This is a genomic window from Paraglaciecola chathamensis S18K6 (assembly GCA_000314955.1).
Classification (GTDB): Bacteria; Pseudomonadota; Gammaproteobacteria; order Enterobacterales; family Alteromonadaceae; genus Paraglaciecola; species Paraglaciecola chathamensis.
The window spans coordinates 14218-33625 of the sequence record BAEM01000042.1 but is presented as its reverse complement, the minus strand read 5'-3'; the positions used below and the strand labels follow the sequence as shown (position 1 = coordinate 33625).

At 43.5% G+C, this 19408-nt stretch carries 19 protein-coding genes and 2 tRNA genes; 18 read left to right on the top strand and 3 right to left on the bottom strand.

The window, feature by feature from the left end:
- Positions 1–1194 (top strand): ABC transporter permease, encoded by a 1194-nt coding sequence (locus GCHA_RS15290; protein ID WP_007989810.1) that lies wholly within the window; start codon positions 1–3, stop codon positions 1192–1194.
- Positions 1195–1268: 74 nt separating this feature from the next.
- On the opposite strand, the gene GCHA_RS15285 is transcribed toward GCHA_RS15290, so the two are convergent.
- Complete coding sequence (locus tag GCHA_RS15285; RefSeq protein ID WP_007989808.1) at positions 1269–2159, bottom strand: DUF72 domain-containing protein; 891 nt, start codon at positions 2157–2159, stop codon at positions 1269–1271.
- Positions 2160–2445: 286 nt separating this feature from the next.
- Between GCHA_RS15285 and aspS the strand changes: the two genes are divergently transcribed.
- From aspS to GCHA_RS15210, 15 genes are all read left to right on the top strand, one after another.
- Positions 2446–4224 (top strand): aspartate--tRNA ligase, encoded by a 1779-nt coding sequence (gene aspS, locus GCHA_RS15280; protein WP_007989806.1) that lies wholly within the window; start codon positions 2446–2448, stop codon positions 4222–4224.
- A 14-nt stretch (positions 4225–4238) separates the two neighbouring features.
- A complete protein-coding gene (gene nudB, locus GCHA_RS15275) occupies positions 4239–4694 on the top strand; it encodes a dihydroneopterin triphosphate diphosphatase (protein ID WP_007989804.1) in 456 nt (151 codons plus the stop codon).
- 36 nt (positions 4695–4730) lie between these two features.
- Positions 4731–5252: a crossover junction endodeoxyribonuclease RuvC gene (gene ruvC, locus GCHA_RS15270; protein WP_007989803.1), complete on the top strand. Its 522-nt coding sequence runs from the start codon at positions 4731–4733 to the stop codon at positions 5250–5252.
- A 16-nt stretch (positions 5253–5268) separates the two neighbouring features.
- On the top strand, positions 5269–5892 hold the full coding sequence (gene ruvA, locus GCHA_RS15265) for a Holliday junction branch migration protein RuvA (RefSeq protein WP_007989801.1): 624 nt from the start codon (positions 5269–5271) through the stop codon (positions 5890–5892).
- Between the two features lie 150 nt (positions 5893–6042).
- Positions 6043–7050, top strand: coding sequence for a Holliday junction branch migration DNA helicase RuvB (gene ruvB / locus GCHA_RS15260; RefSeq protein ID WP_007989799.1), 1008 nt, complete (start codon positions 6043–6045; stop codon positions 7048–7050).
- 606 nt (positions 7051–7656) lie between these two features.
- The gene (gene ybgC, locus GCHA_RS15255; RefSeq protein ID WP_007989794.1) at positions 7657–8076 is read left to right on the top strand and encodes a tol-pal system-associated acyl-CoA thioesterase; all 420 of its coding nucleotides are present in this window, start codon (positions 7657–7659) and stop codon (positions 8074–8076) included.
- Entirely contained in the window at positions 8066–8776 is a 711-nt protein-coding gene (gene tolQ / locus GCHA_RS15250) for a protein TolQ (protein ID WP_007989792.1), read from the top strand. Before ybgC ends, tolQ begins: the two co-directional genes overlap by 11 nt.
- 12 nt (positions 8777–8788) lie before the next feature.
- Positions 8789–9211 (top strand): protein TolR, encoded by a 423-nt coding sequence (gene tolR, locus GCHA_RS15245; RefSeq protein WP_007989789.1) that lies wholly within the window; start codon positions 8789–8791, stop codon positions 9209–9211.
- Between the two features lie 13 nt (positions 9212–9224).
- Positions 9225–10121 (top strand): cell envelope integrity protein TolA, encoded by an 897-nt coding sequence (gene tolA / locus GCHA_RS15240; protein ID WP_007989787.1) that lies wholly within the window; start codon positions 9225–9227, stop codon positions 10119–10121.
- Positions 10121–11476 carry a Tol-Pal system beta propeller repeat protein TolB gene (gene tolB / locus GCHA_RS15235; RefSeq protein WP_007989785.1) on the top strand — a complete coding sequence of 452 codons (1356 nt, stop codon included), beginning with the start codon at positions 10121–10123 and terminating at the stop codon, positions 11474–11476. The genes tolA and tolB overlap by 1 nt, the downstream gene beginning before the upstream one ends.
- A gap of 46 nt (positions 11477–11522) precedes the next feature.
- On the top strand, positions 11523–12080 hold the full coding sequence (pal, locus tag GCHA_RS15230) for a peptidoglycan-associated lipoprotein Pal (protein WP_007989782.1): 558 nt from the start codon (positions 11523–11525) through the stop codon (positions 12078–12080).
- Between the two features lie 11 nt (positions 12081–12091).
- A complete protein-coding gene (ybgF, locus tag GCHA_RS15225) occupies positions 12092–12844 on the top strand; it encodes a tol-pal system protein YbgF (RefSeq protein ID WP_007989780.1) in 753 nt (250 codons plus the stop codon).
- A 241-nt stretch (positions 12845–13085) separates the two neighbouring features.
- Positions 13086–13161: transfer RNA gene (locus tag GCHA_RS15220), tRNA-Lys, on the top strand.
- Between the two features lie 35 nt (positions 13162–13196).
- Positions 13197–13272 (top strand) — tRNA-Lys (locus GCHA_RS15215).
- Positions 13273–13629: 357 nt separating this feature from the next.
- The gene (locus GCHA_RS15210) at positions 13630–14475 is read left to right on the top strand and encodes an HDOD domain-containing protein (RefSeq protein ID WP_007989778.1); all 846 of its coding nucleotides are present in this window, start codon (positions 13630–13632) and stop codon (positions 14473–14475) included.
- Between the two features lie 171 nt (positions 14476–14646).
- Here the strand turns inward: GCHA_RS15210 and GCHA_RS15205 are convergent, their stop codons facing one another.
- Positions 14647–15459, bottom strand: a complete 813-nt coding sequence (locus GCHA_RS15205) for an acyl-CoA thioesterase (protein ID WP_007989776.1) — start codon at positions 15457–15459, stop codon at positions 14647–14649.
- A gap of 255 nt (positions 15460–15714) precedes the next feature.
- Between GCHA_RS15205 and GCHA_RS15200 the strand changes: the two genes are divergently transcribed.
- Together GCHA_RS15200 and GCHA_RS15195 are read left to right on the top strand one after the other, a co-directional pair.
- Positions 15715–17034: a spinster family MFS transporter gene (locus tag GCHA_RS15200; RefSeq protein ID WP_007989774.1), complete on the top strand. Its 1320-nt coding sequence runs from the start codon at positions 15715–15717 to the stop codon at positions 17032–17034.
- 30 nt (positions 17035–17064) lie between these two features.
- Positions 17065–17889 carry an alpha/beta fold hydrolase gene (locus GCHA_RS15195; RefSeq protein WP_007989772.1) on the top strand — a complete coding sequence of 275 codons (825 nt, stop codon included), beginning with the start codon at positions 17065–17067 and terminating at the stop codon, positions 17887–17889.
- 59 nt (positions 17890–17948) lie between these two features.
- Here GCHA_RS15195 and glgC read toward each other — a convergent pair whose 3' ends face one another.
- Positions 17949–19211 (bottom strand): glucose-1-phosphate adenylyltransferase, encoded by a 1263-nt coding sequence (glgC, locus tag GCHA_RS15190; protein WP_007989770.1) that lies wholly within the window; start codon positions 19209–19211, stop codon positions 17949–17951.
- Between the last annotated feature and the right edge of the window lie 197 nt (positions 19212–19408).

Here is a 19408-nt window from a genome sequence, read left to right as displayed (position 1 = left end):
ATGTGGTTAGTCTTTTTTAAAGAAATTAAAGAATTATTGCGAGACCGTAAAACCCTGTTTTTTATGATCGCATTACCTATCCTGATTTTCCCATTGATTTTCGGCGGTATGGCTTATTTTACCGCACAGGCATTCGAGAAAGCCGAAAGCAAAGTGCTTAAATACGCTGTTGTTAACGCGCAGTATGCGCCTGAGTTGGCAAAAGACTTAGTACAATCGGATAAGTTTGAGCGAGTGGATATTGGTGATAATACCGACTACGCAGGACTCATTAAAAGCGACGCGATAGATTTTGCTATTGTCATGCCAGAAAACTACAGTGCGGATATTCTGCAAAGCGGGCAGCTAACGATAACGCTTCACTTGAATGATGCGCAGTTAAACATGGTGCATAACCGTGTGAATGCCTTAGTGCAAAAGTATGCCGATGAATACCAAGCATTGGCATTTTCAACACTTGGTGTGTCAGCTGAGCAACAAGGTGCCTTGTTAAACCCAATCGAGTTAAAGCAAATAAGCACAGCAGATCAACGCGAAAATTGGGGGGAGAAAATTGGCGGCATGCTTCCTTATCTTCTGTTTATTTTGTGTTTTCAAGGGGCAATGTTCCCAGCGACTGATATCGGAGCTGGGGAAAAAGAACGAGGTACATTAGAGACACTGCTTATCTCGCCTATCGATCGCACTAAAATAGTACTCGGTAAGTTTTTAACAATTGCCTGTGCTGGCGCTACAACAGCACTTATTACTGTTATCAGTATGGCGGTCTGGGGCTTGGTATTAAGCCGTGGTTTTGCGATGCAGTTTGTAACCGACTTTATGAGCCAAATAGGGATCGTTGATTTCGTGTTGATGTTTTTGATGCTTATTCCTTTAGTGGCTATTTTTGCTTCAGTACTATTGAGTATTTCCATTTATGCGCGCAGTTTTAAAGAAGCTCAGAGCTATATGGGCCCTTTGGTTATATTTGTGATCATACCTGTTATGGTGGCGCTAATGCCCGGCGTTGAACTCAAAGGCGGCTGGTCTTGGGTACCGCTAACGAATGTGGCCCTTGCCATGAAAGAACTCGTTAAAGGCACCATGGATTACTTTCAGTTGATCGCAATATTTGGCTCAACCGCATTAATTGCCGTACTACTGTTAGGGTTTTGTGTGTACTGGTTCAAACAAGAAAAAGTCCTGTTTCGATAAATGCATACCATGCTCAAAGGCGCAAGAAACGCCCGGCAGTGCTTTAAGCTGGGCGCTTATGAAAGTGGATGGCATCAATCAAAAATTGATATTTGCTGGTGATGATTCTGCCTAGTGGCTAATACCAGTTCAGGAAGAGGGCTTTGAGGGTAGGTCAGGTTATAATCTTTAATAAAGGCTGCTGCTAACCAAGGCGCATCTTTGTTATCTGGCATATGAAAAAATATCGACGGGCTTTTGTCTTCATCGCACCATTGTTTGATTTTTGTTATCCAAGGTTGATAGAAGACAGAGGACTTTTTAATGTCTTGATGGCCAACAAAGCGCACCACAGGGGCATTTCCTGTGGCGATCACATTGGTCGGTACTCGTGGTTTTTTACGCTGAACATCCAGAATAAGTGCTTGTTCACTGCCTGTATATTGGGTTGCTTCGCAAGCAAAAAGAGCGCGGGTATCCATGATCACTCGGTTCGCCTTGTGGCTCATTAGCAATTGATTTAACGCTTTTTCGTGTTCCCCTTTTTGAAAAAACGCCAAGTGGCGTACTTCTACGCTAATAGGCAAATCAGTGGGGATAGCCTCAAGCAAGATACCAAGCTGGTTAAGATGAAGCGGCGTGAATTGTTTTGGCAACTGCAACATAACACCGCCGAGGTTGCTCCCTAGCCATTTTAAGGTAGCAATGGTGTTTTTTACCTCATCTAAGCAGGCGTTCAGTTGACCCGAATGACTAATAGCCCGTGGTAACTTCAATATAAATTTAAAATTATCCGGAACACTCTCGCGCCATTTTTTAAGTGTGTCGAGGTTGGGTAAATGATAAAAGCTACTGTTGCATTCTACGCTGTTAAACAGGCCGCTGTATGACTGCAGAGCTGATACCTTACTGCTTTTCGGCGGGTAAATACTGTTAAACCACGCATCATGGGTCCAAATCGGACAACCTATATTCACTCTAGACATGCTGACTCTCTTGAAGATAAGCCACAAGACTAGCAATTAATTGTATTGGCATAAATACGCAAACCCTCGGCTTGTATTTTCAGTGCTGTCAGTGGTTTCAGGGTTTTACCGTCGTTGGCGATTGGTTTGAAGTATAATCGCGGCATAATTGCACAACAAAAGGCTTAAGCTTAATCAATGCGCATATGCCTATCTCAGACTCTTGGGGTTAGCACACTTTGGGTATATACTACGCGGCCTTATTTTTCTTATATTTTAGTAGCTTGGTTTAGAGGCTTATTTCATCATGCGCACAGATTATTGCGGCAACATTAATGCATCACACATTGGACAAACAGTCACACTTTGCGGTTGGGTAAACCGTCGCCGTGATTTGGGCGGGGTTATTTTTATCGACTTGCGTGATCGCGAAGGCATAGTGCAAGTGGTTTACGATCCTGACCTAGCAGACTTGTTTGATACCGCAAACAGCTTACGCAGCGAATTCTGTGTACAAATTGAAGGTTTGGTACGTGCCCGCCCGCAAGGACAAGTCAATAAAGACATGGGCACAGGGGAAATCGAAATTTTAGGCAAGGGCCTAACAATTTTAAATAAATCTGCGGTATTGCCCTTAGATAGCAACCAAGAAAACTCAGAAGAGCAGCGTTTAAAATACCGTTACTTGGACTTGCGTCGCCCAGTGATGAGCGATCGCTTAAAGTTTCGCGCTAAAGTCACCAGTGCTGTACGTAGCTATTTAGAAGGCGATGGCTTTTTAGATATTGAAACCCCCATTTTGACTAAAGCCACACCTGAAGGCGCGCGCGATTATTTAGTACCTAGCCGTACCCACAAAGGTAAGTTCTTCGCTTTACCCCAGTCACCTCAGTTGTTTAAGCAATTGTTGATGATGTCAGGCATGGACCGTTACTACCAAATCGTTAAATGTTTCCGTGATGAAGATTTACGTGCTGACCGTCAGCCTGAATTTACCCAAATTGATATCGAAACCACGTTTTTGAGCGCAGAGCAGGTGATGGAAATCACTGAAGGCATGATCCGTGATTTGTTTATGAAGATGCTGAACGTTGATTTAGGGGCTTTCCCGCAAATGACCTACGCTGACGCCATGCGTCGTTTCGGCAGCGACAAACCAGATTTACGTAATCCCCTTGAGCTGGTGGATGTGGCCGATATCTTAAAAGATGTAGAGTTCAAAGTGTTCTCAGGCCCAGCAAACGATGCCAAAGGGCGTGTGGCGGTTATTCGCGTGCCTGGTGGGTCGAGCATGACGCGCAAGCAAATTGACGAATACACCAAATTCGTCGGTATTTATGGTGCCAAAGGCTTAGCATGGATGAAAGTGAATGACATCGATGCAGGCGTGGATGGTTTGCAATCGCCAATTTTAAAATTCTTAGGCGAAGACGTAGCCAAGCAAGTGCTTTCGCGTGTTGAAGCGCAATCTGGCGACATCTTATTGTTCGGAGCAGACACTGCTACGGTTGTCACCGAAGCGTTAGGCGCACTGCGCTTAAAAGTGGGTGAAGACCTAAACTTGCTAGAAGGCGAATGGAAACCACTTTGGGTTATCGACTTCCCAATGTTCGAAGAATTCGACGGACAATTCTATGCACTACATCACCCGTTTACAGCGCCCCGTGATATGACACCGGAACAGTTGGCGGCTGATCCGGCAAACGCGTTGTCGAATGCCTACGATATGGTATTAAACGGTTGTGAACTAGGCGGTGGTTCGGTTCGTATTCACGATCAGGATATGCAGGCGAAAGTGTTTAATATTCTAGGGATCAGCGATGAAGAAGCAGAAGTGAAATTTGGCTTCCTGCTTGATGCACTTAAGTTTGGTGCGCCGCCGCATGCTGGTCTTGCGTTTGGTTTAGACCGCTTGGTGATGTTGATGACAGGTGCAACGTCTATTCGCGATGTGATGGCATTTCCTAAAACGACCACGGCAGCATGTCCGTTAACTGACGCCCCAGGGGTTGCAAGTGACGAGCAACTGAAGGAGTTGTCAATTAAAACCGATATTGCTCAGGACAAAGCGCCCAGCGCGGAGTAATTTTTCTGCAAGCTATGAAACATGCCTACCGGCGACCTGAATCGGCTTTGGTGGTTATTTATGACCGCCAAGGCCGCGTATTAGTCATGCAGCGTCAAGACGACCCTGAATTTTGGCAATCTGTTACCGGCACATTGGAAGACGGCGAGTTGGCAATCAGTACCGCGTTACGAGAAGTCAAAGAAGAAACCGGTATCGACATTCAAAAAGCGGGTTATCAGTTAACTGATCATCAGCATACCAATCAATTTGCCATCCGTGATATTTGGCAGCACAGGTATCCTCCCGGTACTCCTTTTAATACCGAACATGTGTTTTCTGTCCAAGTGGCAGGCGATGAGCAAATTATCTTAACTGAGCATTTGCAATATTTGTGGCTTGATAAAATCTCAGCTATGGAAAAGGTGTGGTCAGATACCAATCGGTTGGCAATCGAAGATTGCGTGCCAGATAGGTTCATGCCAACGTAAAGCGGCAGCAATCAACGAATAGGTTTAATCATACCCGTGGCAATTATTCTTGGCATCGATCCCGGCTCTCGTATTACTGGATATGGCGTAATACAAAGGGTAGGGCGGCAACAACAGTATCTTGGTAGTGGCTGTATTCGAATGCAGGGAGACGCGCTGGCTCCGCGATTGCAACAGATATTCGATGGCGTAAGCCAGCTTATCTTACAATACAAGCCAGATATGTTTGCTATTGAGCAAGTCTTTATGGCGAAAAACCCTGATTCAGCGCTAAAACTAGGGCAAGCCCGCGGCGCTGCAATTGTTGCGGCGTCAAATCAAGGCCTAGACGTTGCTGAATATTCGGCGCGGCAAATAAAGCAATCTGTGGTGGGCAATGGGAATGCTCAAAAAACGCAAGTGCAGCATATGGTAACCTTTATTTTAAAGCTGCCCGGCACACCGCAAGCCGATGCAGCAGACGCACTAGCTGTGGCCTTATGTCATAGTCACAGTGAAGAGAATTTGATCAAAATGGCGGGTCAAGTGAAGAAAACCGTACGCGGTCGATTACGCTAAATAAAAGAGAATAAATATGATTGGTAGAATTCGCGGGACATTAATTGAAAAACAACCACCTGAAGTGCTAATTGATGTATCAGGAGTAGGTTATGAAATTCAGATCCCTATGACCAGTTTTTATCAATTACCAGAGGTGGGTGAACAAGCAAGTGTATACACGCACTTTGTGGTCCGCGAGGATGCACAGTTACTGTTTGGATTTGCGGATAAAAACGAACGTGCAGTATTTCGCGAGTTGATCAAAGCCAGTGGAGTGGGGCCAAAACTGGCATTAACTATTTTGTCGGGTATGTCGGGTCAAAACTTTATGCAATGCGTCGCTCACGAAGATATTACGGCCTTAGTAAAACTCCCTGGTGTCGGTAAAAAAACCGCAGAGCGATTAGTGATTGAAATGCGAGACCGCTTCAAAAAGTTAAGTTTAGAGCAAAGCGCAGGGGATGATTTCACCCTGCAAGGCTCAAATGGTATAGAAAATACGTTTGTCACCTCGACTGATGCCAAAGAGGAAGCACTCAGCGCATTAATCGCCTTAGGTTATAAAGCTCAGCAAGCCAGCAAAGTCATTAACTCTGTGTATGTTAAAGACATTACCAGCGAAGCATTGATCCGCGAAGCGTTGCGAGCAATGCTCTAAAGCGCTATTTCGCATACCCCTTGCATCTTTACTAGGGGCCCGCGAAATGCATCACAGTGTAATTAGTCTTGGGCGTGTCCTTGAGTATCCGTCTCGACTCTCATAGACTATGCACTGTATATAAAACCACTGTTAGAAGTAAATAATCACATGATAGAAGCAGATCGCCTTATTCAACCTACCGCCATTCGCGAAGATGAAGTCATCGATCGTGCTATTCGCCCCAAAATGCTCGCTGACTACACTGGGCAGGATCATGTGTGTGAGCAAATGGATATTTTTATCCGAGCGGCGCGCAAACGAAGCGACGCGCTGGATCATTTACTGATATTTGGCCCCCCAGGACTAGGAAAAACCACATTAGCTAACATAGTGGCAAACGAGATGGGCGTGAGTATCAAAACCACCTCGGGTCCAGTGCTTGAAAAAGCAGGAGATCTTGCGGCTCTGCTCACTAATCTAGAAGAAAACGATGTACTGTTTATTGATGAAATTCATCGTTTGAGCCCAGTCGTTGAAGAAATTCTTTATCCCGCCATGGAAGATTATCAGCTTGATATTATGATTGGCGAGGGGCCAGCAGCGCGCTCAATTAAACTCGAACTCCCTCCTTTTACGTTAATTGGCGCGACGACGCGAGCAGGCTCATTAACGTCGCCGTTACGCGACAGGTTCGGTATTGTGCAGCGTCTCGAGTTTTACAATATTAAAGATTTGACACAAATCGTTAAGCGATCAGCAGAGTTTTTAGCACTGGATTTAGCCGAGGATGGGGCAATAGAAATCGCTAAGCGCTCTCGTGGTACGCCGCGTATCAGTAACCGCTTATTACGTAGGGTTCGAGACTACGCGGAAATCAAATCCGATGGGAAAATTAGTAGTCAGGTTGCTTCAGCCGCGCTAGACATGCTTGATGTTGATAAAGAAGGTTTTGACTACATGGACCGAAAATTGCTGACTACCATAATCGAGAAGTTTATGGGTGGGCCGGTAGGCCTTGATAACTTAGCAGCGGCGATTGGTGAAGAGCGGGATACAATTGAAGATGTAATTGAACCCTTTTTAATTCAACAAGGTTTTTTGCAGCGTACCCCCAGAGGGCGAATTGTTTCCCAACGTGCCTATTTGCATTTCGGATTTGACTACGAACCCAATTAATTTAGGGAGTAAAAAGGAATTTCGAAGGCGTCTTAGAGGGTAAAACTCAAGCAAAAAAAAGCCCGCATAAATTATGCGGGCAAAGCAACAAATAAAGTTGAATGGAATAAAATTCCAGGGAACATGTCAGTCAACAGGGAGTCGACATCAGCATCTGATTAACAATCGGTTGGAAACGTTTGCTAATCGAGAAAACAAGATCATTATAGCCTCGTCGTTAAGATCCGCAATTGAGAAAAATTACCATCTTGCCATTAGAAAAACTAATGTTTTTAAGCATGGCGTTAATTGTTTAAAAGTTGTTAAAGTGAGTATGTTCTATATTTTTCCTTTAAAAACATGGCGTTAGGTATTTAGTGTGTTTTTTAACCCATTATTTTTTTTGTTACAAAAATCTATTTGAGTTGAGTTTTTGCAATAAAAATGAATATCTATGCAAAACATTGTTTTGGCTGCGCATAGAATTTGATGATAGTGTGCGATTGGCTTCATGTAACCTTATGTATTTTAATATTTTCTTTGGTTTTCAAAATTCACAAGCATAGGTTGTTACTGCATATTTATGCTCTATAAAAAGTGCCTGTGTAGTCAGGTAGGAGTAAAAGGGTGTCGGATAAAAAGTTAGCGGTATTTGAGCATCAAATTAGAGTGTATTATGAAGACACTGATGCGGGAGGCATCGTATATTACGCAAATTATTTAAAGTTTCTTGAACGAGCGCGAACCGAGTGGTTGCGTGCCCTTGGAATAGAACAAGATGGGTTATTGGAACGATCCATTGGTTTTGTCGTCAAACGTGTCGAAATGGACAACCATGCTCCAGCACGATTTAATGAGCTATTGAGTATTCAAAGCGAAATAGTAGAATTGAAGCGTGCTAGCTTGGTGTTCAAACAAACAATAACAAGTTCAAGTGGACAACACTTGGTCAGTGCATTAGTAAGGGTGGCGTGTGTCGAGCTTCAAAGAATGAAGCCGGTTGCCATTCCTGAGTTTATATTAGAGGAATTTTCGAGTGTCGTCTGAGTTATCAATATTTGGTTTATTTTGGCAAGCTAGCTTATTAGTTCAGCTAGTTATGTTGTTGTTATTAGCTGCATCTGTAGCGTCTTGGACATTTATTTTTCAGCGTTCGCAGGCCTTGAGTCGTGCGAAAAGCGATATGAAAAAATTTGAAGACAAATTTTGGTCGGGGGTTGATCTCAATCGTCTTTACCAAGAGTTAGCGGCTCGCGAATCAGTAGGTGGTATGGCTAGCTTGTTTTGTGCAGGTTTTAAAGAATTTGTTCGACTGCGAAAGTCTTCATCCACACCTTCAGAAGCCATAATGGACGGTACGTATCGAGCTATGCGCGTGTCCTTATCACGTGAAATAGACGATTTAGAAAGTCGTTTACCTTTTCTAGCGACGGTGGGATCGATTAGCCCGTACATTGGTTTGTTTGGTACGGTGTGGGGGATCATGAATGCATTTATCGCTTTAGGTGAAGTGCAACAAGCAACATTAGCTATGGTCGCCCCGGGTATTGCTGAAGCGTTGATCGCTACTGCAATGGGATTATTTGCTGCCATTCCATCTGTTATTGCGTATAACCGTTTTAGCCATCAGGTTGAAAAGCTTGAAAATAATTACGGTAACTTTATGGAAGAGTTTTCCAGCATATTGCATCGTCAATCGTTGGTCAGCAAAGCAGATACAGTCACTAATGGGCCGGCTCAAGGTTAACAGGCAACGAATATGTATGTAAGAAAACGCCGTCGTCCGGTGTCTGAAATAAATGTTGTGCCCTACATCGATGTTATGTTGGTTTTGTTAATTATCTTTATGGTAACTGCTCCGTTGGTGACACAAGGCGTTAAGGTAGATTTACCTAAAGCAGAAGCGCAGCCATTAGAAGATGACAGTAAACCCCCATTGATCGCGTCAGTGGATGCTGATGGAAATTACTTTTTAAATATCGCTGAAGACCAAGAGCAGGCTATGACCGCTGCTGACGTGGCGACATTAGTAGCGGCACATTTGCGTATTGAACCTGAAACACCGGTAGTGGTGAAAGGTGATGGCGCTGTACCCTACAGTAACATTGTGCAGCTGATGGTGTTGTTGCAACGCGCGGGTGCGCCTTCCGTCGGTTTAATGACAGACCCTCCTGAGAATTAGGCATTATTCCAATATGAAGTTTCAAATGCCCCTACCGCTTATTAAATCAATGAGTTTGCACCTTGCATTTGGTGTACTTATTTTTGCAGGCATGGATTTTAAATTGCCTCAAGAAAGTACTGAAATGACGATATCGCAACCAGTGATTGAAGCGGTTGCCGTTGATACGAATGCGGTAGAAGAACAAGTTAAGCGTATTGAAGATCAGAAAAAGCGTAAGCAAAAGGCGGAAGAAGATCGGATTGCTGAATTGGAACGTCGTGCGAATGAAGCTGAGCGAAAACGCAAACAGCAAGAGCAAGAAGCGGTTGAAATAGAGCAGCGCAATAAACGCCAACGTGAAGAACGTAAAAAAGCGGAACAAGCAGCTATTGCAGCGCGTAAAAAGCAAGAGCAGGAAAAAGCCAAAGCGAAAGCGGCTGAAGCAGAACGCAAACGCAAGGAATTAGAACGCAAGAAAGCAGAAGAGCAAGCTAGGAAAGCAAAAGAAGCTCGTGAGAAGGAAGAAAAAGCCTTAAAAGAAGCGCAACGTAAGAAAGCTGAGGCGGCGGAAAAAGCACGTCAAGAACGTGCGTTGCAGGATCAACTCGAAGCAGAACAGGCTGTGCGCCAGCAACGACGCAGTAAACAAGTGTTAACTGAAGTACAAAAGTACCAAGCACTGATCCATCAAGCCATTCAGCGTCAGCTGATTGTAGACAATTCAATGAAGGGGAAATCCTGTCAGTTGAATGTTCGCTTGGCGTCCTCTGGTCTGGTTATTCAGGTAAAAGAATTAGGTGGAGATCCTATATTATGCAGAGCTGCTAAATCTGCTGTTTTCAAAGCCGGTACCCTTCCGGTATCAAAGGAAGCTGATGTGTATGAAAAGCTCCGTGATATTAATTTAACTGTAGAGCCCGAATTATAATGATTAGAATTACCCGTATTTTGACCTTTTTGTCTTTGATGTTAAGTGCATCTAGCCAAGCAAGTTTGGAAATAGTCATCACCGAAGGAATCGATTCCGCACGTCCTATTGCGGTGGTTCCTTTTAAGTGGAACGGCCCAGGACAGATGCCAGAAGCGCTATCAGAGGTGATAAGCGGTGACTTACTGCGAAGTGGTAAGTTTAGCCCAATTGATACAGCCAGTATGCCCGGTCAACCGCATACTGATAGTGAATTAGATTACAGAGCCTGGGCGGCAACCGGTGTTGAAGCTATTTTAGTTGGCTCGGTTACCCCTGAGGGACCTGATCGCTATCGCGTTAACTTCACTTTAGTCGATGCGATTCGTGGCCAAATAACAGGTGGTAAGGCCCAAGCGTTAAATAATGGTCAGTTAACTAACAGTAATGACCATATTTTAGATAGCCGCCAAACAGTGATAACAGGAGAGGGGTTTAGACAATACGCCCATCGTATCAGTGATGTTGTGTATGAAAAACTGACAGGTGAAAAAGGGGCGTTTATGACGCGTATCGCTTATGTTGTTGTGCGTGACCGTAAAACCAATGCTTTTCCTTATCAGTTGGTTGTGGCCGATTATGACGGCGTAAACGAAACTATGCTGCTTCGCTCGAAAGAGCCTCTTATGTCTCCTTCATGGTCACCAGATGGCACTAAATTGGCTTATGTGACGTTTGAAAACAAACGTTCGCAAATTTACATTCAAGACTTATACACCATGAGCCGAACGCAAATGACAGATTTCTCTGGCATAAACAGCGCACCGGTTTTCTCGCCTAACGGTAAACAGTTAGCCATGGTTTTATCCAAAGACGGTAACCCAGAGATTTATGTGATGGATATCGCCTCGAAGCGTCTAGAACGGATAACACGTAACCGTGCAATTGACACTGAACCGAGCTGGTCACCTGACGGTAAGAGCTTGATATTTAGTTCTGAACGGGGTGGTAAACCTCAAATTTATCGCGTAGATTTAGCTTCTAACAGTGTCAGAAGGGTGACGTTTGACGGTGAAATGAATCTTGGGGGAACCATCACCCCTGACGGTGGTCGCATGGTCATGGTCAACCGTACTCGAGGGAACTACAATATTGCGGCGCAAGATTTAAACAATGGAAATATTCAGGTATTAACCAAAACCTATTTGGATGAATCCCCGAGTATTGCACCAAATGGAAGTATGATTATTTACAGTACGTTACATCAAGGTAAGCAAGTTTTGTCTTTGGTTTCCTTAGATGGTCGCTTCAAGGCGCGTTTACCCGCTTCTGATGGGCAGGTTAAGTCGCCAAGTTGGTCGCCATTTTTGTTGTAACATGTTTAACCTATTTATAAATTTGATAATAATAAGGAATTAGAAAATGCAACTTAGCAAAATATTCAAAGGCATCACACTTGCACTTCCAATCGTGACAATGGTTGCTTGTTCGTCTGGTCCTAGCGAAGAAGAGCTAGCAGCAGAGCGTAACCGTGTTGCTGCAGCACAAGCAGAAGCGGATCGCAAAGCGGAAGAAGCAAAAGTGCAAGCAGGCAATATGAAGCCTATGTTGTCTCCTGAAGAAGTCATGCAAAAAGAGAAAAGTGCATTGATGGATGATCAGGTTGTTTATTTTGATTTTGACCGTTCTAGCGTAGGTTCGAAGTATTATGCTTTACTTGACCAACATGCTGCATTTTTGGTGAAAAACCCTGGGCAATCTGTTGTGATTGAAGGGCATTGTGATAGCCGTGGCACACCTGAATACAACATTGCATTGGGTGAGCGTCGTGCTAAATCTGTAGAAACATACTTGATGAATGCTGGCGTGAGTGCCTCACAAGTGTCAGTTGTGTCTTACGGTGAAGAAAAGCCTATCGATACCTCAGGTACCACAGCTGCATTTGCTGAAAACCGTCGTGGTGTTCTTGTATATCAATAAAAGTTGGATTTATGAATAAACGCATTCTTGCGCTTACTCTGACAGCGATATTTGGGGCCGCAGTAAATGCGGCTCCTGCGCCTGTAGCGGATGTAAGCAGTGGCAGTACTGAGTCACGTTTAGCCACCCTCGAACGTCTTTTTAATACGCGTACCGCCCAGCAACACCGCGTTCAGGAGCAACTTGATTTGCTCCAGAATGAAGTGAATGAGTTGCGTGGTAGTATTGAGAAGCACAATTATCAACTAGAGCGGATTTTAGAACGTCAGCGGGAACTGTATTTAGAAATTGATAAACGTATTGCCGCCGTGATGACGCCTGGTGCCGCTCAGAGCTCTGGAGAGCTAAATCAAGCTAATCAGACTAATCAGGGGGCTGCTACCAGCTTAAATGAAGACCAAGCCTACGATAAAGCGGTGAATCTTATCTTAAAAGATAAGCTTTACGATGATGCGATCCCTGAGTTTCAATCGTTCTTACAGAACTACCCTAACTCTAGTTATGCGTCTAACGCGCATTACTGGCTTGGGCAATTATTGTTTAATAAACAGGATTGGGCTGCGGCTGCTAATCAGTTCGATACCTTGATAACACAATTTCCTGATTCCTCGAAACGGGCAGATGCGATGCTCAAGTTAGGTATTTGTGAGCAAGAGCGCTCAAATATTGCGCGAGCAGAACAATTGTGGAAAAAAGTTGTTGCTGAGTACCCTAATTCTTCAGCGCGAAAATTGGCAGAAATTAAGTTAAACGCCGTTAAATAATTAGCGGCTCACGCATAGTATTTGAATTTTTCACCTCTATTTAGATTGAAAAATAACCGCGCAACCCTCGTATTGTATGCTTTTCAAGCAAACGATACGATTTATGAAAATAAAGCGTAATTTAAGGTTGCATGAAATTTCGAATTCAGTATTATATGCGCCCTCGTCACCGAGAGACGAGATGCAAAGCAAGGAAGGTATAAATTTTCCTTTATTGCTAAGCAGTTAGATTTAATTTGATGGGTCGTTAGCTCAGTTGGTAGAGCAGTTGACTTTTAATCAATTGGTCGCTGGTTCGAATCCAGCACGACCCACCAGTTAAATCAAACAATTCAAAGCGTTACAATTAGATGGGTCGTTAGCTCAGTTGGTAGAGCAGTTGACTTTTAATCAATTGGTCGCTGGTTCGAATCCAGCACGACCCACCATCTAATCTATTTTATTACTCCCCCAATTTTACATTTATACCTACTCTTTATTCTCTTAGTTAGTATTTCATTTCTTTGCTGTTAGATTCGCTTTTATTTCAATTGTTCGCTGTTGTAATTGTTCTTGAGCTTAATGCGGCTTGGTAGTTTTAGCTATTGGAAATCTTATTCGTTTTTGCGTAATGTAATAACATGCTTACTACTTTAGTATAAGAAAGGGGTATTTTTAGATGGCATTTAATTTACCTCATGACTATTCTTCATTTTTCCTATCGTCCTTTTAGGTGTTTTAATCTTGAATACTAGGAATGCGATGACTTACACTATTCCACAATCTTATTAAGGATATACGTGCGTATGAATGCTCTTGAGTATGCCGAGAAAGCAGGTGATTTATTTGTATTGCCTGATTCAGTCACAAAAATTAAGCAGCTTATTGATGATGGCAGTGCTTCTATTAACGAAGTAGCAGAGGTTATTAATTACGATCCTGCGGTTGCAGCGCAGATTTTGAAGATTGCCAACAGTGCCCTATATAAATTCCCTACTGTGATCACGACAGTTAGCAAAGCAATTCAAGTTATAGGTACGGACTCAGTATATGATTTAGTGCTCGCCTATGGCATCTCACACGCGTTTAAAGATATGAATGAGGGTGAGGTTGATTTTAGTGTTTTCTGGGAGCTCGGTGTGAGTTGCGGTTTGTTAGCTAAGTACATCGCTCAAGAGACCTCAGCCAAAAACCCAGACAAGATGTTTGTTTGTGGTTTATTACATAATATTGGCGAGTTAGCCGTATTGCAGATTGAACCGGATACTGCCGCTAAGTGCAGCTCTTTTACTGCACAAAATTGTCCGGTTACCTTACAAACTGAACACTTAGGTGTTACCTACGCAGAAATAAGTGCAGAGCTACTTAAACTTTGGGGGATCCCCAGTGAGATCTATGGCCCAATAGCCCACCAGCATGCGTCATTGCATGAAGCACAGAGCCATGAAGAGAAAATACTCCAGTTGGCTGCTAACCTAGCGCTGAACAATGTGTATGGTGAAATATACAGTAGACTAGATAATATTGAGCCTGAGCAATATGAAGAGCTTAATTTAGATGAAGAAGCGTTAGAGGCGGGGCTGGATTTTACCAACATGCAATTAATTAGCACCCTCGCTATTTTTAGTCCGTCAACGTTTAGTATTTACTAATGGCACTGTAACTGCTGTCAGTATTGACAGACTTTTGCTGCTGTCTTGCTCGGTTTAACCTATTATATAAAGCGCATATTTGCGCTTTATATAAAATTTCGATTTGTATAAAAATCAACTAGGTTGCTAATCACCGCTTTTGAAGTTCGTATCCCCTGTGCACATGGTTTCCTAATCAAATACAGCGATTGTTTGTCTGCTAATGGCAATAAGCCGGCCACTAGGGTCCCATATATTTGCTTCTGTTTGGGCATAGCCATCTGTCGCTTGGCGCGTACGAACCTGATAAGCGAACCAATCCTTTGGAGAAAAGGTGTAGTGAGGGTAAACGAATTCTATATTCCAGCTCATGGTGCTTGCTGGAGCTGGCCATTTAAGCATTTGTAGTGTCGTGGGGGGCCAACCGTCGATAAGAGCGATGAGGTGGGCGTCTGTTAGTGCCTTAGGTGGCTTTGTGTAGCGCATCCAACCATCTATTTTACTTTCTTTGCTACCAGTAAACGGTAACCCCCCTGCTTGGCGAGCCAGGTCGATATGACGTAAAAACTTAGGTGTGATTTTGGGAATTTGTGGCAAAAAATCAGCTTTAGTTGGGGCACGCATTGTGTGTCGATCGGTATTCAGCACTTCAATTTTTGATTCTCTTGAGACACCAAATGCAGCTTGTACCATAACGCACACGTTTTCATTTTGGATTGCCTTGCCAATCACCTGAGTTACGTTTTTGCCTTCACGCAACACCTCTACCTCGATATCAAAGCCGGTTTCGGTAACCACTGGACCGACGAAGTTACATGTAAAGGAGCGAAGTACTCGATCGTTACCGACCTTTTGGCGTATTGCGCTATACACTAATGCGCCAGTTAGCCCTCCGTATGCTGTGCGCCCCTGAGCCCACTCTTTTGGAATGCTGAGTTGGGCTCTGTCGTGTTTGTCACTATTGATATAGAGGTTTGTTGCGTCGATAAGGTCATCAATGTGCATAAATCCAGTCACTCATTTAGGGTCCGCATCTCTGCGAAACTGGTCGGATGTCTTGTTTCAATTCTAACACGTAAAAATTCTAACATTCTAGATAATCACAAGAACAATTTGCCTGTGTTATTTATGTGGATAAGTTGTTGTTATAAATACATAAAATTAACGTAATTGTTACAATTTGGCTTGTTATTTAGACGCTGACAAGATTAGTATGGAAGTTGTGAAATCTGAAAAGCCGTTAATTTTGAGGGACATTGAATGACGACAAATACCAGTGATGCGACTTACCAAGAAGATTTTAATCAGGTCAGTAAACCTTACCGCACCTATGTATTGACAATACTAACCTTAGTTTACGCATTTAATTTTATTGACCGACAAATTATCGGTATTTTATCACCTTTTATCAAAGCTGATTTAGGCCTAAACGATGCCCAGCTTGGATGGCTCAAAGGCCTCTATTTTGCCGTCCTTTATACTGTTGTAGGTATTCCAATCGCGTGGCTAGCCGATCGTTACAGCCGAGTTAACATCGTAGCGATTTCTCTTACATTGTGGAGTGGTTTTACTGCGTTGTCTGGCATGGCGACGACATATACCCAACTTGCTATTGCAAGGGTTGGGGTGGGTATCGGCGAAGCGGGAGGCAGCCCTCCATCTCATTCAATTTTGTCTGACTTATACCCTAAGGAAAAACGTGCAGGTGCATTGGCTATTTATTCATTGGGTATCCCATTTGGGATCATGCTCGCATTTTTCGCTTCGGCATTTATTTTAAAAGGTGGGGATGCAAATTGGCGCCTGGTGATGCTCAGCGTTGGGATCCCTGGGGTGCTGCTAGCGATTCTACTTAAGTTGACGATAAAGGAGCCTCCTAGAGGGGGGAACTTGAACACTGCTGCGGCGAAAACACCGTCTTGGCAGTCAATCAAAATACTCTTGAAAATACCCTCTTGGTGGGGAATGTGTATTGCTATCTCTTTGGCTTCTTTTGGTAGCTATGCTATTTCTACTTGGATGATGGATTTCTATTTGCGTGCCTATCCGCAACTAGATTTGACCAGCCTTCTAATAAAAGTAGGGATTATTAACGGCACTGCATACGCTTTTGGCGTCTGGTTTGGCGGCGCAATAACGGATAAGTGGGGTAAAACCAACAGAGGTGCGTACGGTTGGGTGCCTGCTTTGGGGCTGTTAGTTGGTGTGCCTGCTTATATCTTTTCTGTGCAAGTGAATGATTTGAATACGTCGCTCGTGCTATTAACTATTCTGTTATTTACCAGTGGCTTTTATTTAGGACCTTCTTTTGCGCTTGCACAAACGTTGGCACCGGTCAAAGTACGTGCAATGTCGACAGCTTTGTTTTTTTTCGTTTTGAACATTATCGCATTGGGCGGTGGTCCGACATTTATCGGGATTTTAAGTAAAGCATTAACCGTTGAACATGGTGAAGTGGAGGCATTGCGTTTATCCTTGTCGGCGGTTTCAATCCCTTATGTGTTAGCGATAATCGCTTTCATGTGGACAGCGCGTAGGCTACCTATTGATTGGGCCGCTGCAGAGAAACGAAACGGTTGAAGCGCGACAGGGTATGCAAAGGAGATTAGGTTGGAAAAAAGTAGTGCTGTGAATATACATTTTGCCCATGCAAATGGCTTCCCTGCGGGGAGTTATCGAAAATTATTTGGTGCGCTAAATGATGACTTCCATGTTTCGGCGATAGAAAAATATGGTCACAATAATCGTTTTCCTATTTCAAAAAATTGGGGCAACCAAACCCAAGAACTGATTGAGAGCATTGAATCAACGCAAGATAAACCTGTCTATGCGATAGGGCATTCGTTTGGTGGTGTTGTGTCCTATATGGCTGCGTGCATACGGCCTGAGTTGTTTAAAGGGCTTATCATGTTAGATCCGCCGATGATAACGGGAGTAACACGAGTGTTTTTCAGAGGGGCGAAAGCCACACCTTTAATCGACAAAATAACCCCCGCAGGAAAAACAGTAAACCGCTGTCGCCAATGGAATAAAGATGAGGATCTTGTCGCCTATTTTCAGTCGCGCGCGCTATTTAAGAATATAGACAGTGATTGTATTCGCGATTACGTGAGCAGTGCGACCGAAGAACAAGATCAACATCGCCATTTGCATTTTAAACCGGAAGTAGAAGCCAGCATATTCAGAAATATTCCCCATGATATCTATCGCTATTATGGGAAATTGACTTGCCCGGCATTATTGGTAACGGGCAAGCATACGCAAGTATGCACTGAGCGACGAATACGTCCTTTTATTAAGGCTAATAATTTAATTCATAACGTATTCGACGGCGGACATATGTTTCCTTTAGAATCGCCGGTGGAGACGGCTCAGCTTATAAATCAAACCATTGAAGACTGGCAAAACGCTATCCCAGCGACCAAACTTCTATAGGCATAAAAAAACCAGACAGTGTCTGGTTTTTTATCTCTCAAATAACTTTCTTTTTTGTTTTAGATACCGACTTTGAGGCCGAGCATTTCGCGGGTGACTAATACCACACCTTTGTCTGTTACTCTAAAGCCTCTGGCTCTGTCTTCATCATGATCATGTCCGATCACGGTTCCTTCAGGCACAACGCATCCGCGGTCGATAATTGCTTTTTTGATTTTACAATTTCGTTTGATTTCCACGTCAGGTAGCAGTACTGATTCTTCTATTTCACTGTATGAATGCACGTGCACATTAGAGAAACATAAACTTTTACGTACCGTTGCTCCAGATATAATACAACCACCACTGACGACAGAGTCGATTGCTGCACCGCAACGGTTATATTCTTCCCAAACAAATTTAGCGGGGGGCAGTTGTTCTTGATAAGTCCAGATCGGCCACTTTTTATCGTAAAGATTTAATGGCGGCTCAGGTGACACTAGCTCCATATTTGCTAACCAGAAAGAGTCTAATGTGCCCACATCACGCCAATAAGATACTTCTCCATCTTCGTTGGAAAACGGATAAGCATAAACGGGATGGTCTTTAATGATTGATGGAATGATATCTTTACCAAAATCACGCTCTGATCCTTCATTCTCAGAGTCACGTTTTAAATGCTCAAACAAAAAATCAGTATCAAAAATGTAATTACCCATAGATGCAAGACAACGAGTTGGGTCATTAGGCAAAGGGGTTGGATGCTCAGGCTTCTCCTCAAAACCTAAAATACGATAATCTTCATCTACAGACATAACGCCAAAGGCACCGGCTGCTTCCTCGATGGGCACAGGCATACAGCTCACTGTCATCTTGGCTCCGGATTCAACGTGATGCGCCAGGATATTTGCATAGTCCATGCTGTAAATATGGTCGCCCGATAAAATCATTACGTATTTAGGTATTTCGTCTCGAATGATATCGATATTTTGAAAGACCGCATCGGCAGTACCCTCGTACCAATTATCCGATGAGCGTTGAGAAGCGGGCAGAATTTCAACGGATTCGCCTAGTTCCTTTTTGAAGTGACCCCAACCTCTAACTAGGTGTCGAATCAAGGAATGAGATTTGTATTGCGTGACAACACCAATTCGCTTGATTCCAGAGTTGACACAGTTTGACAGTGGAAAGTCGATAATTCTAAACTTACCCCCAAAGTAGAGAGCAGGTTTAGCCCGCCAGTCGGTCAGCTCATGTAGGCGTGACCCTCTACCACCGGCTAAAATCAGCGCGTAAGTATCTCGGGTCAGGTTGCTAATATAACGTGGACTTGGATTGGACATAACAATTGACTCCATTCTTATTTGATATTTTGACGTTCTGGTTGCGCAGAAAACACAATTTCAAATTCGTAAATTTACGCTTTCAAAGACTGTGAACCCCAGTGTGGCATGGGCTAGTTTTAAATTCAATTTGCTTCTATCTGATTTAACATGCATTTTTTACATATTAATAACGTAATAAGACTTAGAAAAAGTTG

Coding starts and splice junctions, on each gene's coding strand:
- ybgF (WP_007989780.1), top strand. CDS start 12,092: ATGAATAAACGCATTCTTGCGCTTACTCTGACAGCGATATTTGGGGCC.
- tolB (WP_007989785.1), top strand. CDS start 10,121: ATGATTAGAATTACCCGTATTTTGACCTTTTTGTCTTTGATGTTAAGT.
- ruvB (WP_007989799.1), top strand. CDS start 6,043: ATGATAGAAGCAGATCGCCTTATTCAACCTACCGCCATTCGCGAAGAT.
- aspS (WP_007989806.1), top strand. CDS start 2,446: ATGCGCACAGATTATTGCGGCAACATTAATGCATCACACATTGGACAA.
- GCHA_RS15200 (WP_007989774.1), top strand. CDS start 15,715: ATGACGACAAATACCAGTGATGCGACTTACCAAGAAGATTTTAATCAG.
- ruvA (WP_007989801.1), top strand. CDS start 5,269: ATGATTGGTAGAATTCGCGGGACATTAATTGAAAAACAACCACCTGAA.
- nudB (WP_007989804.1), top strand. CDS start 4,239: ATGAAACATGCCTACCGGCGACCTGAATCGGCTTTGGTGGTTATTTAT.
- GCHA_RS15285 (WP_007989808.1), bottom strand. CDS start 2,159: ATGTCTAGAGTGAATATAGGTTGTCCGATTTGGACCCATGATGCGTGG.
- tolA (WP_007989787.1), top strand. CDS start 9,225: ATGAAGTTTCAAATGCCCCTACCGCTTATTAAATCAATGAGTTTGCAC.
- GCHA_RS15205 (WP_007989776.1), bottom strand. CDS start 15,459: ATGCACATTGATGACCTTATCGACGCAACAAACCTCTATATCAATAGT.
- GCHA_RS15290 (WP_007989810.1), top strand. CDS start 1: ATGTGGTTAGTCTTTTTTAAAGAAATTAAAGAATTATTGCGAGACCGT.
- GCHA_RS15210 (WP_007989778.1), top strand. CDS start 13,630: ATGAATGCTCTTGAGTATGCCGAGAAAGCAGGTGATTTATTTGTATTG.
- pal (WP_007989782.1), top strand. CDS start 11,523: ATGCAACTTAGCAAAATATTCAAAGGCATCACACTTGCACTTCCAATC.
- glgC (WP_007989770.1), bottom strand. CDS start 19,211: ATGTCCAATCCAAGTCCACGTTATATTAGCAACCTGACCCGAGATACT.
- tolR (WP_007989789.1), top strand. CDS start 8,789: ATGTATGTAAGAAAACGCCGTCGTCCGGTGTCTGAAATAAATGTTGTG.